11 protein-coding genes are annotated in these 15,850 nt (G+C 66.4%); 7 read left to right on the forward strand and 4 right to left on the reverse strand.

The features are described from left to right. The first annotated feature begins 11 nt into the window (after positions 1 to 11). The 7 genes from HWX76_RS25475 (at position 12) to HWX76_RS25505 (ending at position 6,229) form a co-directional block, all read left to right on the forward strand. A complete protein-coding gene (locus tag HWX76_RS25475; RefSeq protein ID WP_050015852.1) occupies positions 12 to 1,664 on the forward strand; it encodes an acyl-CoA dehydrogenase family protein in 1,653 nt (550 codons plus the stop codon). A 50-nt stretch (positions 1,665 to 1,714) separates the two neighbouring features. Next, the gene (locus tag HWX76_RS25480) at positions 1,715 to 3,223 is read left to right on the forward strand and encodes an AMP-binding protein (RefSeq protein ID WP_050015850.1); all 1,509 of its coding nucleotides are present in this window, start codon (positions 1,715 to 1,717) and stop codon (positions 3,221 to 3,223) included. A 172-nt stretch (positions 3,224 to 3,395) separates the two neighbouring features. After that, the gene (locus tag HWX76_RS25485) at positions 3,396 to 4,055 is read left to right on the forward strand and encodes a PAAR domain-containing protein (protein WP_089488026.1); all 660 of its coding nucleotides are present in this window, start codon (positions 3,396 to 3,398) and stop codon (positions 4,053 to 4,055) included. A gap of 10 nt (positions 4,056 to 4,065) precedes the next feature. Next, positions 4,066 to 4,611, forward strand: coding sequence for a hypothetical protein (locus tag HWX76_RS25490; protein ID WP_089488025.1), 546 nt, complete (start codon positions 4,066 to 4,068; stop codon positions 4,609 to 4,611). A gap of 4 nt (positions 4,612 to 4,615) precedes the next feature. Beyond that, the gene (locus HWX76_RS25495) at positions 4,616 to 5,341 is read left to right on the forward strand and encodes a M35 family metallo-endopeptidase (protein WP_080334332.1); all 726 of its coding nucleotides are present in this window, start codon (positions 4,616 to 4,618) and stop codon (positions 5,339 to 5,341) included. Between the two features lie 4 nt (positions 5,342 to 5,345). Further along, positions 5,346 to 5,825 carry a hypothetical protein gene (locus tag HWX76_RS25500; protein ID WP_124631498.1) on the forward strand — a complete coding sequence of 160 codons (480 nt, stop codon included), beginning with the start codon at positions 5,346 to 5,348 and terminating at the stop codon, positions 5,823 to 5,825. Continuing rightward, on the forward strand, positions 5,822 to 6,229 hold the full coding sequence (locus HWX76_RS25505) for a hypothetical protein (RefSeq protein WP_080334331.1): 408 nt from the start codon (positions 5,822 to 5,824) through the stop codon (positions 6,227 to 6,229). The genes HWX76_RS25500 and HWX76_RS25505 overlap by 4 nt, the downstream gene beginning before the upstream one ends. A 225-nt stretch (positions 6,230 to 6,454) precedes the next feature. On the opposite strand, the gene HWX76_RS25510 is transcribed toward HWX76_RS25505, so the two are convergent. The 4 genes from HWX76_RS25510 to hemE all read right to left on the reverse strand — a co-directional run bounded on the left by HWX76_RS25510 (position 6,455) and on the right by hemE (position 15,797). Continuing rightward, positions 6,455 to 7,594 (reverse strand): branched-chain amino acid ABC transporter substrate-binding protein, encoded by a 1,140-nt coding sequence (locus HWX76_RS25510; RefSeq protein ID WP_050015844.1) that lies wholly within the window; start codon positions 7,592 to 7,594, stop codon positions 6,455 to 6,457. A gap of 84 nt (positions 7,595 to 7,678) precedes the next feature. Beyond that, positions 7,679 to 11,611: a trifunctional transcriptional regulator/proline dehydrogenase/L-glutamate gamma-semialdehyde dehydrogenase gene (gene putA / locus HWX76_RS25515; protein ID WP_176016533.1), complete on the reverse strand. Its 3,933-nt coding sequence runs from the start codon at positions 11,609 to 11,611 to the stop codon at positions 7,679 to 7,681. Positions 11,612 to 11,989: 378 nt separating this feature from the next. Beyond that, on the reverse strand, positions 11,990 to 14,251 hold the full coding sequence (locus tag HWX76_RS25520; protein WP_050015840.1) for a primosomal protein N': 2,262 nt from the start codon (positions 14,249 to 14,251) through the stop codon (positions 11,990 to 11,992). 451 nt (positions 14,252 to 14,702) lie between these two features. Then, positions 14,703 to 15,797, reverse strand: a complete 1,095-nt coding sequence (hemE, locus tag HWX76_RS25525) for a uroporphyrinogen decarboxylase (RefSeq protein WP_279612901.1) — start codon at positions 15,795 to 15,797, stop codon at positions 14,703 to 14,705. Between the last annotated feature and the right edge of the window lie 53 nt (positions 15,798 to 15,850).

The following is a 15,850-nucleotide window of genomic DNA, read 5'->3' on the forward strand; positions in this document are numbered from 1 at the left end:
AGACGACCGCGATGACCGACTCGACCCACGCCGTCACGAACCAGTTCGACGAACTCGTCGACTATAACCTCTTCGCGACGGATCTCGCGCTGCGCGACGCGCTCGTCCGGGCCGGCGCCGACTGGGCCGTACCGCAGCTCGACGCATACGGCGCGCGGCTCGGCAGCGCCGACACCGCGCAACTCGCCGACGAAGCGAACCGCCACACGCCCGAACTGAACGCGTTCGACCGGCGCGGCCGGCGCATCGACCGCGTCGACTTCCATCCCGCCTGGCACGCGCTGCTCGGCCAGTATCGTCACGAAGGCTTCGTGTCGCTCGCGTTCCGCGAGTCGCGCCGCGGCCGCTGGGCCGCGACGGCCGCCGGCTTCTACCTGCACGGCCAGATCGAGGCCGGCACGCTGTGCCCGGCGACGATGACGCAAGCCGCGATTCCCGTGCTGCAGAAAGAGCCGGCGCTGTGGGACCTGCTGCGCGACAAGCTCTACAGCGACGACTACGATGCGCGCGACGTGCCGGTCGCCGACAAGCGCGCGATCTGGTTCGGCATGGGCATGACCGAGAAACAGGGCGGCTCCGACGTGCGCGCAAACACGACGCTCGCCACGCCGGTCGGCGCGGGCGGCCGCGGCGGCGAATACCGGCTGCGCGGCCACAAGTGGTTCTTTTCCGCGCCGATGTGCGACGCGCACCTCGTCGTCGCGCGCACCGAAGCCGGCGGCCCGTCGTGCTTCTACGTGCCGCGCTGGCGGCCGGACGGCACGAAAAACGCGGTCGAGATCCAGCGGCTGAAGAACAAGGTCGGCAACCGCAGCAACGCGAGCAGCGAAATCGAGCTGAACGATGCGTGGGGGATCATGCTCGGCGATGAAGGCCGCGGCATTCCGACCATCATCGAGATGGCCACCTACACGCGGCTGAACTGCGTGCTCGGCAGCGCGGCGATGCTGCGCCAGGGCGTCGTGCAGGCGATCGCGTACACGCGCCAGCGTCACGCGTTCGGCCGCGCGCTCGCCGAGCAGCCGCTGATGCGCACCGTGCTCGCCGATCTCGCGCTCGAAAGCGAGGCGGCGCTGTCGCTCGCGATGCGGCTCGCCGATGCGTTCGAACGCGACGACTCGCCCCGCGAACGCGCGTGGAAGCGGATCGTCACGCCCGCCGCGAAATTCTGGGTCTGCAAGCGCGCGGTCGAGCTGACCGGCGAGGTGATGGAAGTGTTCGGCGGCAACGGCTACGTCGACGACGGCCCGATCGCGCGCCTGTTCCGCGAGGCGCCCGTCAACTCGATCTGGGAAGGCTCGGGCAACGTGATGTGCCTCGACGTGCTGCGCGCGGTGTCGCGCGAGCCCGATGCCGCCGCCGCGCTGTTCGACGAACTCGCCGACCTCGGCGCGGGCGAACCGCGCATCCGCGCGGCGCTCGACGCGTTGCGCGCGATGCTCGCCGCCCCGGCCGACACGCTCGAAGCGTCGGGCCGCGTGTTCGCGCAGCGGCTCGCGCTCGTCGCGCAGGCGTGCCTGCTGCGCCGCGATGCACCGGCGGCCGTCGCCGACGCGTTCGTCGCGACGCGGCTCGCCGCGCCCGACTGGGGCCGTATCGCGGGCGGCTTCGATCCGCGCGCGATCGACGTCGCCGCGCTGCTGCAGCGCGCGTACCCGGCCTGACGCCGGCCCGCTCAACCGAATTCGCGTTCGTTCGCCCGCCCGGAGCCCCGATGAACCTCGTCGCCGCCCTCGACCGCGCCGCCCGTGCGACGCCCGACAAGCCGTTCCTCGTCAGCGAATCCGCGACGATCACGTATGCGGCCGCACGCGAGCGTTCGCACCGCGCGGCGGCCGTGCTGAGCGCGCTCGGCGTCGCGGCCGGCGACCGCGTCGCCGCGATGTGCTTCAACACGCCGGCCTTCGTCGACCTGATGTTCGGCGCATGGCGCCTCGGCGCGGCGTTCGTGCCGATCAACCACAAACTGCAGGCGCCGGAAGTCGACTACGTGCTCGAACACAGCGGCAGCACCGTGCTGCTGTTCGACGTCGCGCTCGCGCCGGTGGTCGAGCGCATCGTGCATCCGGCGCGGCGGCTCGTGACCGAAGGCGAACTCGACGGCGTGCCGAACTTCGACACGATGTGCGCGACGATAGACGGCCTCGCGGGCATCGAGCCGGCCGACGACGACGTCGCGCAGATCCTCTACACGTCCGGCACGACCGGCCGCCCGAAGGGTTGCGTGCACAGTCATCGCACGGTGACGCTCGCCGCGATGCAAGCGGCGCTCGCCATCGGCATCGGCTGCAACGAACGCACGCTGATGGCGATGCCGATCTGGCATTCGTCGCCGCTGAACAACTGGTTCGGCGGCACGCTGGTCGCGGGCGGCACCGTCGTGCTGCTGCGCGAATACCATCCGCTGCGCTTCCTGCAGACCGTCGAGCGCGAGCGCGTGACGCTGTATTTCGGCGCGCCGGTGTCGTACACGCTGCCGCTCGACACGGTCGACGGCTTCGCGGCGTTCGATCTGTCGAGCGTGCGCGCGTGGCTGTACGGCGGCGGCCCGATCGGCGCCGCGCAGGCCGAACGGCTCGCCCGTGCGTATCGCAGTCACGCGTTCTTTCAGGTGTACGGAATGACGGAAGCGGGGCCGGCCGGCACGACGCTGTATCCGGACGAGCAGATCGCGAAGGCCGGCTCGATCGGCCGCCACGGTGGCCCGGGCGTCGACCTGAGGGTCGTGCGGATGGACGGTGTCGATGCGCGGCCGGGCGAGACCGGCGAGATCTGGTTGAAGGCCGACAGCATGATGCTCGGCTATCTCGACGACGCGGCCGCGACGCGTGCCGCGTTCGCGCCGGGCGGCTGGTATCGCACCGGCGACCTCGCACGGATCGATCAGGAGGGCTATCTGTTCATCGTCGACCGGCTGAAGGACATGATCGTCACCGGCGGCGAGAACGTCTATTCGAAGGAGGTGGAGGACGTGCTCGGTGCGCACCCGGACATCGCCGAGGCGGCCGTCGTCGGCGTCGCGCATCCGGACTGGGGCGAGACGGTCGTCGCGCACGTCGTGACGCGGGCGAACGCGGCGGCCGATGCGGACGCGCTGCGCGCGTTCTGCGGCGAGCGGCTCGCCGCGTACAAGATCCCGCGCGAGTTCGCGTTCGTGCAGGCGCTGCCGCGCACGCCGACCGGCAAGTTGCAGAAGTTTCTGCTGCGCGTGCGCAGGGACTGAGTATCCGCGATTGAGCTAGCGCATTCGCGCACGCGCGGTCAATGCAACAGGCGGAACGGAACAAGTAATAGAAGTTACCAGCGCTGAATCATATTCGTCCGATTGATCGACGTTTCTTATCTGGAATAGCGTCTCTAGGCAGCCATTCCATTTACTGAGACAGGGAAGCCGGATGAAAAACGAACACAAAGCACCGACCCATCTTTTCGCCACCGTTGGCGCACTCACGGAACGCGGTGGACGCGTCACCACCGCAACCAGCGGCCTGAACCTGGCAGGATTAGAAGTCGCCTGCGTCGGCGACGTAGTGACCTATGACGACGGCAGCGAGGCCGCGATTATCGACGGCGCGGGAAACAACCATAGCGGAGGCAAGCCGTTCGCGCTGGTCGGCAGCCGGTTGAGCAACGGTGACCGAATTACCGAAACGCCGCGCACCTCATGGGGCATTCACGTGCGGGAGGGGCAAAGCATTGCGGGCCTGTTCGATCCCACCTATGTGCCGCCACCCGCACCGCCTGCCTATAGACTGGCGGTACGTGGCGCGACAACAGCGCGCGGCGATGCATTGCGCGAGCCGTCCGGCACGTGGGAAGTAGCGTCGCACCTGGGAAAGCCTGCCACGGTGGGCGACCTGATCCACTATCCGGACGGTTCAACCGCGCACGTGACGAGCGGTCTGGGTTTGGCAGACAGGCCCGACTTCGCGCCGCTCGCATTCGTTGGAAGCGAACTCGATAACGGCGACACGATCACTGATAGCCCCGAGCGACGAGGCGTGGCGTCGTCCGTTGTATTTGGCATCGTCACCCGCTCGTCCATGCCCCGCTGAGGTAGCGCTCATGATCCGCTACTTTCTTGCCAAAGGCGACCGCGCCGGGGAAGCGGTGATTGTCGAGGGCCTCGATACCGTGACCTGTTCCAATCCGCCGCCGACGGTTCATATCGCCACGCTCGATATGAAGACCTACTGTTCGGCCTGCAAGCGCGAAGGATACATCGCACCGCAAGGGCCGCGCTGGCCCGGTACCGGCCCGAACGGCAAACAGTGGGCATTGAGCGGGGATATCAATGTCTGCGGATGCAACCCACCGCCGATCTTCTACGCTGAGCGCGGCATGCGGATGACTTTCACTGCGGGCGAAATTGCGGCGCTGAATGGGCGCAAACCTGGTGCAGCCCATCTGCCGTTTGCCTCATCGGATGCCGTACATGACGAGCAATTTACCTTGCTCGATGATGCGCACCGCCCGCTCGTCAACGTTCGCTATCGAATCGTCACCGACACCGGGCAGATCTTCGCAGGCATCACGGACGCGGCCGGGCAAACACATCGAATTGCCACCGACGCCGCAGCATCTCTGAAAATCTATACGAAGGGGCATTGACGCGATGAGCGGTTTTTCGGGAAATAAATACGACTTCGAAGATCAGGAAAACGAAGAATGGGTCCTCGTCCATTCGGGGGCCGTCACCAATACCAATCCGGGGTCGATGATCTATGTGTCCATCAACACGATGCCAATTTGCCCCAACATGAGCAACAAGGCATTCAGATCCCTAATAATGCGACTACGGGACACCGCGGTGATCTTAATTGAGGAGCGCATATCGGATCTGGCGCGATGGGATAAAACTGCCCGAGATAGAGTGCAATTCTGGTTTGGCCGAAGCGACGAAGCGATACGTCAAAAACTAAGTTTCGGCCTCCCCAAGCTCGCTGCGGCTATGTGCGAACTACAGCCCGAGAAGATCATCAGATGGGACGAACAAAGCCAGCGGCAACTTACATGCTCAGTGGCCCCTGATACTGGCGCAAATGACGCGGCTGTATGCAAGCCCGATTCGGCACGTCGCATAATCGCGATCTACCCGCATTTCTGCACTGTCGAGGATGTTTACGTTGCTGGAAACTGCAAATTGAAAATTCTCATTCACGAATGTTCCCATTACATTGACACATTCGATGCGGACGACGTCAACTATGGGTTTGCTCGAGGAATCGGATATTGGGCACAAGCCAATCCAGAAGGTGCAGATAGAAATGCAGACAGCATTGCATGCTACATCGCGCACTTTGATGAAATAAGTGAATTCTTAAAAAAGAATATTTGGTGATTGAATGATAAAACTTCTGATCCCCGTTGCTGCGCTTGCTGGTGCCGCTTTTATTCAACATGCAAGCGCTTGTACGATATCGGAACACATGCTCGAAAGCGTGCCTCTGAATTATCCCGGCATTCCAAATGCATATCGAATAAAGATAGTGGATATGGTTTTGGCTGCGCGGCAATGGCCCGATGTTGAAGTGCAGGCGCAAATCATCGCCAGCGCATATGTCGGCGAACGCAACTCCTTGAGTCTGGCAAAGTCGAGAGGTGACCAGCTGAAAGACTTCCTGATACAGCTTGGCATCAAGCCTCAATATATCTATGTTGACACGCACGTCAATCGAATTACATACCCAATCGATAGCACGGGCCATGGAGGATACTTGCAGCTCGGCGTGAGTCTTCTGCCTTTCTGCAAAAATGGATGTGGAAATTTATGCGACGCTCCGGCGTCTCGTCGACAACAAAACTCACCAAATAATAAACTATGAAATTAATTGCCGGCCTATGCGTCGTCGCGTCCAGTCATGCATCTGCATGTGTCGCAAGCGAAAATTTCGATATCCATTTTCCGAAAAACAGTTCATATATATCGAATTCTGAAATCGTCCGCACTGCAAACTGGACAGCAGACCAGAAAATCGCCTACGCACGTCACGTAACCAAGGAAACAACGCTGATTAGCGGCCATGCCGAGGAAAGTGAACAGAGCGCACTGCCCCTTGCACAATCGCGAATGCAAACCGCGTATGCGCTGCTGAAGCAATTCGGTTTTCTACGTGGAACCATTAAGACGAGCGCCCGCGTCTACTCGCATGGGGACGTAGATAATGGGCGGCGTGTGGAAATTTCCTTCCTGCCCGATTGCCCCAACAAGTGCTGTGAAGATAAGTAACCTCGCACTGCCGCCAGTCGCATCGATGAGACATTGACGTACACACGCGGCGCCCCCGTCGGAACATACCCAACCCGTTGAATCATCGCCGGCAAGAGCCGTATGTACTACCTGGCCGTGCACCGCCAAAGAAAAAGCCACCCGGCCCGACGGCCCGGTGGCTTTTTCACACGACCGGCCGGACAGCGACATGCGCCGCCGGCCGCGCGTCACATCAAAGGCTGCTTACTTCCCGCCGATGCTCTTCAGCGGCTTCCAGTCGCCCTTCTCGACCTTGTACATCGTGATGCCGCCGTTCTTGAGGTCCCCCTTCGCGTCGTACGCGACGTGCGTCGACGTGACGCCGGCCATGTCGGTCTTCGCGAGCACCGGCAGGTACTTCGCCGGATCGGTCGAATCGGCCTTCTTCATCGCGTTCAGCATCGCCATCGCGCCGTCGTACGCGTACGGCGAGTACGTCTGCACGTCTTCGCCGAAGCGCTTCTTGTACTTGTCGGCGTAAGCCTTGCCGCCCGGCATTTCTTCCAGCGGAAGGCCGGCCAGCGACGCGATCGTGCCTTCGGCCGCGTTGCCCGCGATCTTCAGGAACGTCGGCGTCTTCACCATTTCGCCGCTCATCAGCGGGGCGGTGATGCCGAGCGCCTTCATCTGCTTGACCATCGGCGCAGCCTGCGAATCCGCGCCGCCGTAGTAGACGAGGTCCGGCTTCGCCGCCTTCAGCTTCGTCAGAATCGCCTTGAAGTCGACAGCCTTGTCGTTCGTGAATTCACGGTCGACGATCGTCGCGCCGCCGGCCTTCGCGGCCTTCTCGAACTGGTCGGCGAGACCCTGGCCGTAGGCCGTGCGGTCGTCGACGATCGCGATCTTCTTCATGCCGAGATCCTTCGACGCGAACGTGCCGGCCACCGAGCCCTGCTGCGTGTCGGACGTCATCATGCGGAAGGTCGTCTTGTAACCCTGCTGCGTGTATTCCGGCGCCGTCGCCATCGCGATTTCCGGAATGCCCGCGTTCGCGTAGATGCGCGAAGCCGGAATCGTCGTGCCCGAGTTGAAGTGACCGAGCATGCCCTTGATGCCGTCGTCGACCAGCTTCTGGGCGACCGTCGTACCCGTGCGCGGGTCGGCCTGGTCGTCCTGCGTGTCGAGCACGAACTTCACGGCCTTGCCGCCGATCTTCGGGTTCGTCGCGTTGAAGTCTTCCAGCGCGAGCACGATCCCGTTCTGCATATCCTTGCCGTAGTGCGCCTGCGCGCCCGTCATCGGCCCTGCGTAACCAATCTTCACGTCGTCCGCATGGGCCGTCCCCGCCAGCGACATGACCGCGACGAACGTCGCGCCTGCCACTTTTTTCATCGTGTGTTGCATAGCATCTCCTTGGTACCAGGGTAAATGGAGCGGCTTCGGGATCGCCTGGCCGCTTCCTTTGTTTGATCCGAACGGCAAGGATGATCAGCCGATCGTCATCAAATTCGCATTGCCGCCCGCCGCGGCCGTGTTCACGCTCACCGAGCGTTCCGTCAGCAACCGCTCGAGCGCGTAGTCTTCCGCGTCGCCGTTCTCGAACGCGCCCGCCGACACGCCCTGCACCGACACGATCGGGCCGGGGCGCTGCGCGACGTCCTTCACGAGCGTCTGCAGCTCGTCGCTGTCGCCTTCGAACAGCACCGCGTCGAACGGCGCGTCGGCCTGCTTGCGCACGGCCGCGTGCGCCTTCAGCGACGCCGGCAGCGCGGCGACCAGCGCCTCGCCCGCCGCGCCGGCGAACAGCGCGCGGTTGCCCGTCGCCAGCACCGCCGCGAACTGCGCACGCGCGCCGCCCGGCGTGGCCGCGACACACAGCACCGTGCCGCGCGGGCCGAGTGTATACGTGTTTCGCTCGCCCGTCGGGCCGGTCAGCACCGCGGTTGCGCCGGCTGGCACCTGTGCGAGGTAACCGTCGCAGCGTGCGGCGAGCGCCGGCTCGCGCTGCTCGATCAGCCAGTCGCGCAGTGCGGTGAGCGCTGCCGCCGGATTACCGCGCGCGTCGCCATCGGCCGCGCCGTCCGCGATCAGCGACTCCGCGAGCGCACGCGGCAGCCCCGACGGACGCGTCGCGAGCAGGCGCTGCAGGTACAGCGCGCCGCCGGCCTTCGGCCCCGTACCCGACAGCCCTTCGCCGCCGAACGGCTGCACGCCGACCACCGCGCCGATCACGTTGCGGTTCACGTAGATGTTGCCCACGTGCGCATTCGAGATCACGTGCGCGATCGTCTCGTCGATCCGCGTGTGGATGCCGAGCGTCAGCCCGTAGCCGGTCGCGCGGATCTGCTCGAGCAGCTTGTCGAGCTGGCTGCGGCGGTAGCGCACCACGTGCAGCACGGGGCCGAACACTTCACGCTTCAGCTCGTCGATACTGCCGATCTCGATCAGCGTCGGCGGCACGAACGTGCCGTGCGCGCACGCGTCCGGCATCGGCAGCTGCGTGACCGCATGGCCCTTGTCCTTCATCGCCGCGACGTGCGTGTCGATCGTCTGCTTCGCTTCGCCGTCGATCACCGGGCCGACGTCGGTCGACAGCCGGTCCGGGTTGCCGAGCGCGAGCTCGTGCATCGCGCCCTTGAGCATCGTCAGCGTGCGGTCCGCGACGTCGTCCTGCAGACACAGAACGCGCAGCGCCGAACACCGTTGACCGGCCGAGTCGAACGACGACTGCATCACGTCGGCGACGACCTGCTCCGCGAGCGCCGACGAATCGACGATCATCGCGTTCTGGCCGCCCGTTTCGGCGATCAGCGGAATCGGCTTGCCGTCCGGGTCGAGGCGCGCGGCGAGCGTCTTGTTGATCAGGCGCGCGACTTCGGTCGAGCCCGTGAACATCACCGCACGCGTGCGCGGATCGGCGACCAGCGCCGCGCCGACGGTCTCGCCCGTGCCCGGCAGCAGCTGCACCGCGCCGGCCGGCACGCCGGCCTCGCGCAGCAGGCGCACGGCCTGGGCGGCGATCAGCGGCGTCTGTTCGGCCGGCTTCGCGAGCACCGTGTTGCCGGCGGCGAGCGCCGCGGCCACCTGGCCCATGAAGATCGCGAGCGGGAAGTTCCACGGGCTGATACAGACGACGGGGCCGAGCGGACGGTGCGTGTCGTTCGAGAATTCGCCGCGGATCTGCGCCGCGTAGTAACGCAGGAAGTCGACCGCTTCGCGGATCTCGGCGATCGCGTTCGGCAGCGACTTGCCGGCTTCGCGCACGATCAGGCCCATCAGCGTATGCATCTGCGCTTCGAGCAGGTCGGCCGCGCGCACCAGGCAATCGGCGCGCGCATCGACCGGCGTGGCCTGCCAGATCGGCGCGGCGGCCACCGCGTGCGCGAGCGCCGCGCTCACGTGTTCGGACGTCGCTTCGCTGACCGTGCCGACCAGGTCGCGCTGGTCGGCCGGGTTGCGCACGTCGCGCGCCGGGGCGTCGGCGAGCGCGTCGTCGGCGAGCATCGGCGCCGCGCGCCACGGGTGGTGCGCGCTCGCGAGCAGCGCGGACGACAGCGACGCGAGACGGTGTTCGTTCGACAGGTCGAGGCCCATCGAGTTGGGACGCTCGTCGCCGTACAGGTGGCGCGGCAGCGGGATCTTCGCGTGCGGCGCGCCGAGCGGCACGATCTTCGACGCTTCGTCGACCGGATCGGCGACCAGCTCCTTCACCGACACGGTTTTATCGGCGATGCGGTTCACGAACGACGTGTTCGCGCCGTTTTCCAGCAGACGGCGCACGAGGTAGGCGAGCAGCGTCTCGTGCGTGCCGACCGGTGCATACACGCGGCACGGACGATTCAGCTTGTCGCGGCCCGCGACTTCCTCGTACAGCGGCTCGCCCATCCCGTGCAGACACTGGAATTCGTACTGGCCCGGGTAGTAGTTCTGGCCCGCGAGCTGGTAGATCGCAGCCAGCGTGTACGCGTTGTGCGTCGCGAACTGCGGATACACGGCGTCCGGCGCCGCGAGCAGCTTCTTCGCGCATGCGAGATACGACACGTCGGTGTAGATCTTGCGCGTGTAGACCGGATAGCCTTCGAGGCCGTCGACCTGAGCACGCTTGATTTCGCTGTCCCAGTACGCGCCCTTCACGAGGCGGATCATCAGGCGGTGACGGCTGCGGCGCGCGAGATCGATCAGGTAGTCGATCACGAACGGGCAGCGCTTCTGGTAGCCCTGCACGACGAAGCCGATGCCGTTCCAGCCGGCAAGCTCCGGATCGAAGCACAGCGCCTCGAGCAGGTCGAGCGACAGTTCGAGGCGGTCGGCTTCTTCCGCGTCGATGTTCAGGCCGATGTCGTAGCGGCGTGCGAGCAGCGCCAGCGCGCGCACGCGCGGCAGCAGCTCGCTCATCGTGCGGTCCTGCTGCGAGCGCGAGTAGCGCGCATGCAGCGCCGACAGCTTGATCGAGATGCCCGGGCCTTCGTAGATGCCGCGGCCGCCGGCCGCCTTGCCGATCGCGTGGATCGCCTGTTCGTACGACGCGTAGTAGCGCTGCGCGTCCTCTTCGGTCGTCGCCGCTTCGCCGAGCATGTCGTACGAATAGCGGAAGCCGCGCGCTTCGTACTTGCGGCTGTTCGCGAGCGCCTCGGAAATCGTTTCGCCGGTGACGAACTGCTCGCCCATCAGGCGCATCGCCATGTCGACGCCCTTGCGGATCAGCGGCTCGCCGCCGCGGCCGATCAGGCGCGTGAGTGCCGACGACAGGCCCGCTTCGCTGTTGGTCGTCACGAGCTTGCCGGTGATCATCAGCCCCCAGGTCGCCGCGTTCACGAACAGCGACGGCGCGTGGCCGACGTGCGAGCGCCAGTCGCCCTTGCTGATTTTGTCGCGGATCAGCGCGTCGCGCGTCGCGCGATCGGGAATGCGCAGCAGCGCTTCGGCGAGGCACATCAGCGCGACGCCTTCCTGGCTCGACAGCGAGAACTCGTGGATCAGCCCTTCGACGCCGCCGCCCGAGCTCTTCTCGCGCAGCGCCTCGACCAGCTTCGTCGCGAGCGCCTGCACGTCCGCCTGCAGGTTCGCGGGCAGGCGCGCCTGGCCGAGCAGGAACGGCACGCACTCCGGTTCCGGCCGGCGGTACGCGGCCGTGATCGCCGCGCGCAGCACCGATTGCGGCTGCACGTTCTGCGCGAACTCGAGGAACGGATGCGGCGAGTTGTCGTCGTCGCCGTCCGCGGCCTGACCGTCGGCGAGCTCCGTCACGCCGCTGTGGCCCGACAGCTCGGGCGGCAACTGGCCGTGCTCGATCCGCTCGAGATACGCGAAGATCGCCTGCTTGATCAGCCAGTGGGGAGTGCGCTCGAGACGCGCTGCCGCGTCTTTCAGGCGCGAGCGGAGAAGGTCGTCGACTTTGACGCCGAGAGTCGTGCTTGCCATGGTGGGTTCGTGCGCCGGTGCGAGCCCGGCAGTATGGTGTGAGAGGATGCGCGAAATCCTACGGCACGCAATAAAAAGGTGCAACCAAATTGAGAGAGGGGTTGCACCCATAAGTTAGTCAATATAATCAGCCACTTATGAGGTTGCAACCTAGGGGTTGCCCGTGGTCGGGGGCTCGGTGTTTTCCCTGATCGGGGCGATTCGGTACGCGTGTGCAACCTTCGGCATGCGCGGAAGCAGTCGAAAACGGGTTGCACTGGGCGGTATGACGCGGTGGGGTGCGGGCGCCGGGCGCGAGACGGGAGACGATTCGGGCGCGCGGCGGCCCCGGCTTCCCGTATCAGGCAACGCCTCGCGCGACAGCCGCGCGGGCGTCGCTCAGATATCCAGCGGATCGACCTCGACGCTCCACCGCAGCACGCCCTTCAGCGCGCGCAACTCCGGCAACCATGCGCGCAGCGCATGCTGCAGCGCCGCCCGCGATGCGCTTTCGAGGAGCAACTGCGCGCGGTGAACGTTGGCGACCTTCACGATCGTCATCGGCACCGCGTCGTACACGGTCACGCGTTCGGCGCCCGGCAGCCCCGGCAACGCGGCCGCGGCCTGCAGCAGGAACGCGAGCGCCGCGTCGAGCGTACGCCCTTCGGCGCGCAGCAGCGCCTGGTAGACGAACGGCGGCAGGTGCGCGTCGCGACGCTCGCCGAGCTGCGAATTCGCGAAGCCGACGTAATCCTGCCGGCCGAGCGCGTGGTACAGCGCGTGACGCGGGTAGCGCGTCTGCACCATCACCTCGCCCGGCAGCCCGGCCCGCCCCGCGCGGCCGCTCACCTGCATCAGCTGCGCGAACAGCCGCTCGCTCGCGCGGAAGTCGTGCGAAAACAGCGCGGTATCGGCATTGAGCACGCCGACGAGCGACACGCGCTGGAAGTCGTGCCCCTTCGCGATCATCTGCGTGCCGACCAGGATGTCGACCTCGCCCGCGTGCACGTCGGAAAAAAGCGCCTGCGCGCTGCCCTTGCGGCGCGTGCTGTCCGCGTCGATCCGCAGGATCCGCGCGCCCGGCACGGTCTCGGCGAGCGCCTCCTCGATGCGCTGCGTGCCGCGCCCGAGCGGCGCGATGTCGACGTTCCCGCACTCGGGACACGACCGCGGAATCCGCGCTTCCCAGCCGCAGTGATGGCAGCGCAGCGCATGCTCGGGCTTGTGCAGCACGACGTACGCGCTGCAGCGCGGGCAACCGGCCACCCAGCCGCATGCGTCGCACGCGAGCTGCGGCGCATAACCGCGCCGGTTCAGGAACACGAGGCTCTGTTCGCCGCGTTCGAGCCGCGCCTTCAGCGCCGCGACGAGCGGCCCCGACAGCCCGCCCATCGATGCGCGCCCGCGCCGCCGTTCCTCTTCGAGATCGATCAGCCGCACGGTCGGCAGCGTCGCGTCGGCCACCGCGCGGCGCGACAGCGTGAGCCGCGTGTAGCGCCCCTGCTCGGCCTGCCACCAGCTTTCGAGCGACGGCGTGGCCGAGCCGAGCACGATAGTGATGCCGAGCTGCTTCGCGCGCCACACCGCCAGGTCACGCGCCGAATAGCGCAATCCTTCCTGCTGCTTGTACGCGGGCTCGTGCTCCTCGTCGACGACGATCAGCGCGAGCGTCGGCATCGACGCGAGCACCGCGAGCCGCGTGCCGAGCACGATCCGCGCGCGGCCCGTGTGCGCGGCGAGCCAGTTGCGCGCCCGCTCGCCTTCGGCAAGCCCGCTGTGCAGCGTGACGATCGCATCGTCGGCGAGCGCGCCCGCGAAGCGCGCGCGAAACGCGGCCTCGAACTGCGGCGTCAGGTTGATTTCCGGCACGAGCACGAGCGCCTGCGCGTCCGGCCGCGCGTCGAGCAGCGACGCGAGCGCATGCAGATAGACCTCGGTCTTGCCGCTGCCCGTCACGCCGTGCAGCAGGAACGGCGCGAAGCCCTGCGCCGCGCGGATCGCGTCGAGCGCCTCGGCCTGCTGGTCGGTCAACGCCGGCGGCACAGCGCGTCCACTGCTTGTCGACAGGTTATCCACAGGGTTGGCCACAGGCGCATCGGCCCAGCCGATCTCTTCGACGTCGACCCAGCCGCGTGCCGCCCAGTCGTCGAGCGTCGCGACAGCCTTCGGATGCAGCGCACGCGCGTCGGGCAGCGTCAACGAACCGGTATCGGCCAGCGCCTGCGCGAGCCGGCGCAGCGCGGCGCCGCGCGCGGGCAATGCGTCGGGCAGCGCCGCGCGGCCGGCTTCGGTCGGCCGGTAGCGCACTTCGGGCGCGAGCAACCGCCCCCAGCGCCCGGCGTCGCGCAGCGCCTGCGGCAGCGCCGGTAACGCGACTTCGCCGCGCCCGCGCTGATAGTAGTCGGCGGCGAACGATACGAGCGCGAGCCAGTCCGCCGACAGCGGCGGCAGCTCCGTGCAGATCGCATCGACCGCGCGCAGCCGCGTCGGCGGTACCTCGGTGTGAGTGGTGACTTCGCAGACGAGCCCGACGGCCTGCCGCTTGCCGAACGGCACCTGCACGAGCGTGCCGGGCACGGGCACCGGCTGCGCGTCGCAGCGGTAGTCGAACAGGGTCGCGAGCGGATGGTCGAGCGCCACGCGCAGGTAGGTGCCGCTCATCCGCGCGCTCCGGCAGCGGCGGTACGCAGCATACGGACGGCCGGCATCCGCGTCCGCATCGCGGCGGCGAACTTAAAGTAAAACGTCAGATTCGGCGCTAAGTTTTGGATTCGCATTAGGAATCGCCGTATACCCTGCCCAGCCTGTGGATAACTTTGTTGAGAACTCGCCGCTCAATGGCCGCAACGCGCGCCGGGCCGTGCTTTCCGCTGTTTTTCGCCGCTTCCGGCGGTGCCCCGCGAAGCCTTATTCCATAAGGCTGCTATTCAAATTACCCAACCATAGCGAGACAAATTGACCGATACGGGGCTCTACCGCGCTGCAACGTGGAAAATGTGTATAAGTCAAGTCTTGACAAGCACCGAATCGGCAACGGGAGCGGGGTTGCGTCCTGTTTAGTTTCAAAAACGAAACATCGTCATCCCGCAGCGCAGCATGACGGCGCTTGCGTTCAGCCCGACGCTCCGCTACGGATCGCGCGGCTGTGGGTATGGACTTCGTCGACGAGTTCGGCGACGTGATCGGGCGACGTGAATTGCGAAATGCCGTGCCCGAGGTTGAACACGTGGCCCGGATGGTTGCCGTAGCTGTCGAGCACCGCGCGCGCCTGTTCGCGCACCGCGGCCGGCGGCGCAAACAGGATCGTCGGGTCGAGGTTGCCCTGCAGGGCGACGCGCCCCGCGACGCGCTCGCGCGCGGCGCCGAGGTTGACCGTCCAGTCGAGCCCGACCGCGTCGACGCCGGTCGCCGCGATCTCCTCGAGCCACAGCCCGCCGCCCTTCGTGAACGTGATCACCGGCACGCGCTCGCCGTCATGCTCGCGCTTGAGCTGCGACACCACGCGACGGATATAGTCGAGCGAGAAGCGCTGGTACGCGCCGTCGGCCAGCGCGCCGCCCCACGTATCGAAGATCATCACGGCCTGCGCGCCCGCTTCGATCTGTGCGTTCAGGTACGCGGCCACCGCCTGCGCGTTCACGTCGAGGATCCGGTGCATCAGGTCCGGGCGCGAATACGCCATCGACTTCACCGTACGGAAATCGTCCGAGCCGCCGCCTTCGACCATGTAGCACGCGAGCGTCCACGGGCTGCCCGAGAAGCCGATCAGCGGCACGCGCTGCCGGCCCTGGCCGTCGGTGAGCGCGCGGCGGATCTCGCGCACGGCGCCCGTCACGTAGCCGAGCGTCTCCTCGATGTCCGGCACCGCGAGCCTCGCGACGTCGGCCTCGGTGCGCACCGGATGCGCGAACTTCGGCCCTTCGCCGACCTGGAAGTCGAGGCCGAGCCCCATCGCGTCGGGAATCGTCAGGATGTCGGAGAACAGGATCGCGGCGTCGAGCGGAAAGCGCTCGAGCGGCTGCAACGTCACTTCTGTCGCGTAGTCGGGATGCTTCGCGAGACCGAGGAAGCTGCCGGCGCGCGCGCGCGTCGCGTTGTATTCGGGCAGGTAGCGGCCGGCCTGGCGCATCAGCCAGATCGGCGTGTAGTCGGTCGGCTCGCGCAGAAGCGCACGCAGGAAGGTGTCGTTGAGCAGGTTATGGGCCACGGTAGGAGCGACGAAGCGAAGGCAAAGCGGCATTTTACCGGACAGCCGCGATC

Origin of the sequence: Burkholderia sp. BCC0398, assembly GCF_902833245.1 — a bacterium.
Taxonomy (GTDB): Bacteria; Pseudomonadota; Gammaproteobacteria; order Burkholderiales; family Burkholderiaceae; genus Burkholderia; species Burkholderia sola.

Coding starts and splice junctions, on each gene's coding strand:
- HWX76_RS25475 (WP_050015852.1), top strand. CDS start 12: ATGACCGACTCGACCCACGCCGTCACGAACCAGTTCGACGAACTCGTC.
- HWX76_RS25505 (WP_080334331.1), top strand. CDS start 5,822: ATGAAATTAATTGCCGGCCTATGCGTCGTCGCGTCCAGTCATGCATCT.
- HWX76_RS25480 (WP_050015850.1), top strand. CDS start 1,715: ATGAACCTCGTCGCCGCCCTCGACCGCGCCGCCCGTGCGACGCCCGAC.
- putA (WP_176016533.1), bottom strand. CDS start 11,611: ATGGCAAGCACGACTCTCGGCGTCAAAGTCGACGACCTTCTCCGCTCG.
- HWX76_RS25490 (WP_089488025.1), top strand. CDS start 4,066: ATGATCCGCTACTTTCTTGCCAAAGGCGACCGCGCCGGGGAAGCGGTG.
- HWX76_RS25495 (WP_080334332.1), top strand. CDS start 4,616: ATGAGCGGTTTTTCGGGAAATAAATACGACTTCGAAGATCAGGAAAAC.
- HWX76_RS25500 (WP_124631498.1), top strand. CDS start 5,346: ATGATAAAACTTCTGATCCCCGTTGCTGCGCTTGCTGGTGCCGCTTTT.
- HWX76_RS25510 (WP_050015844.1), bottom strand. CDS start 7,594: ATGCAACACACGATGAAAAAAGTGGCAGGCGCGACGTTCGTCGCGGTC.
- HWX76_RS25520 (WP_050015840.1), bottom strand. CDS start 14,251: ATGAGCGGCACCTACCTGCGCGTGGCGCTCGACCATCCGCTCGCGACC.
- HWX76_RS25485 (WP_089488026.1), top strand. CDS start 3,396: ATGAAAAACGAACACAAAGCACCGACCCATCTTTTCGCCACCGTTGGC.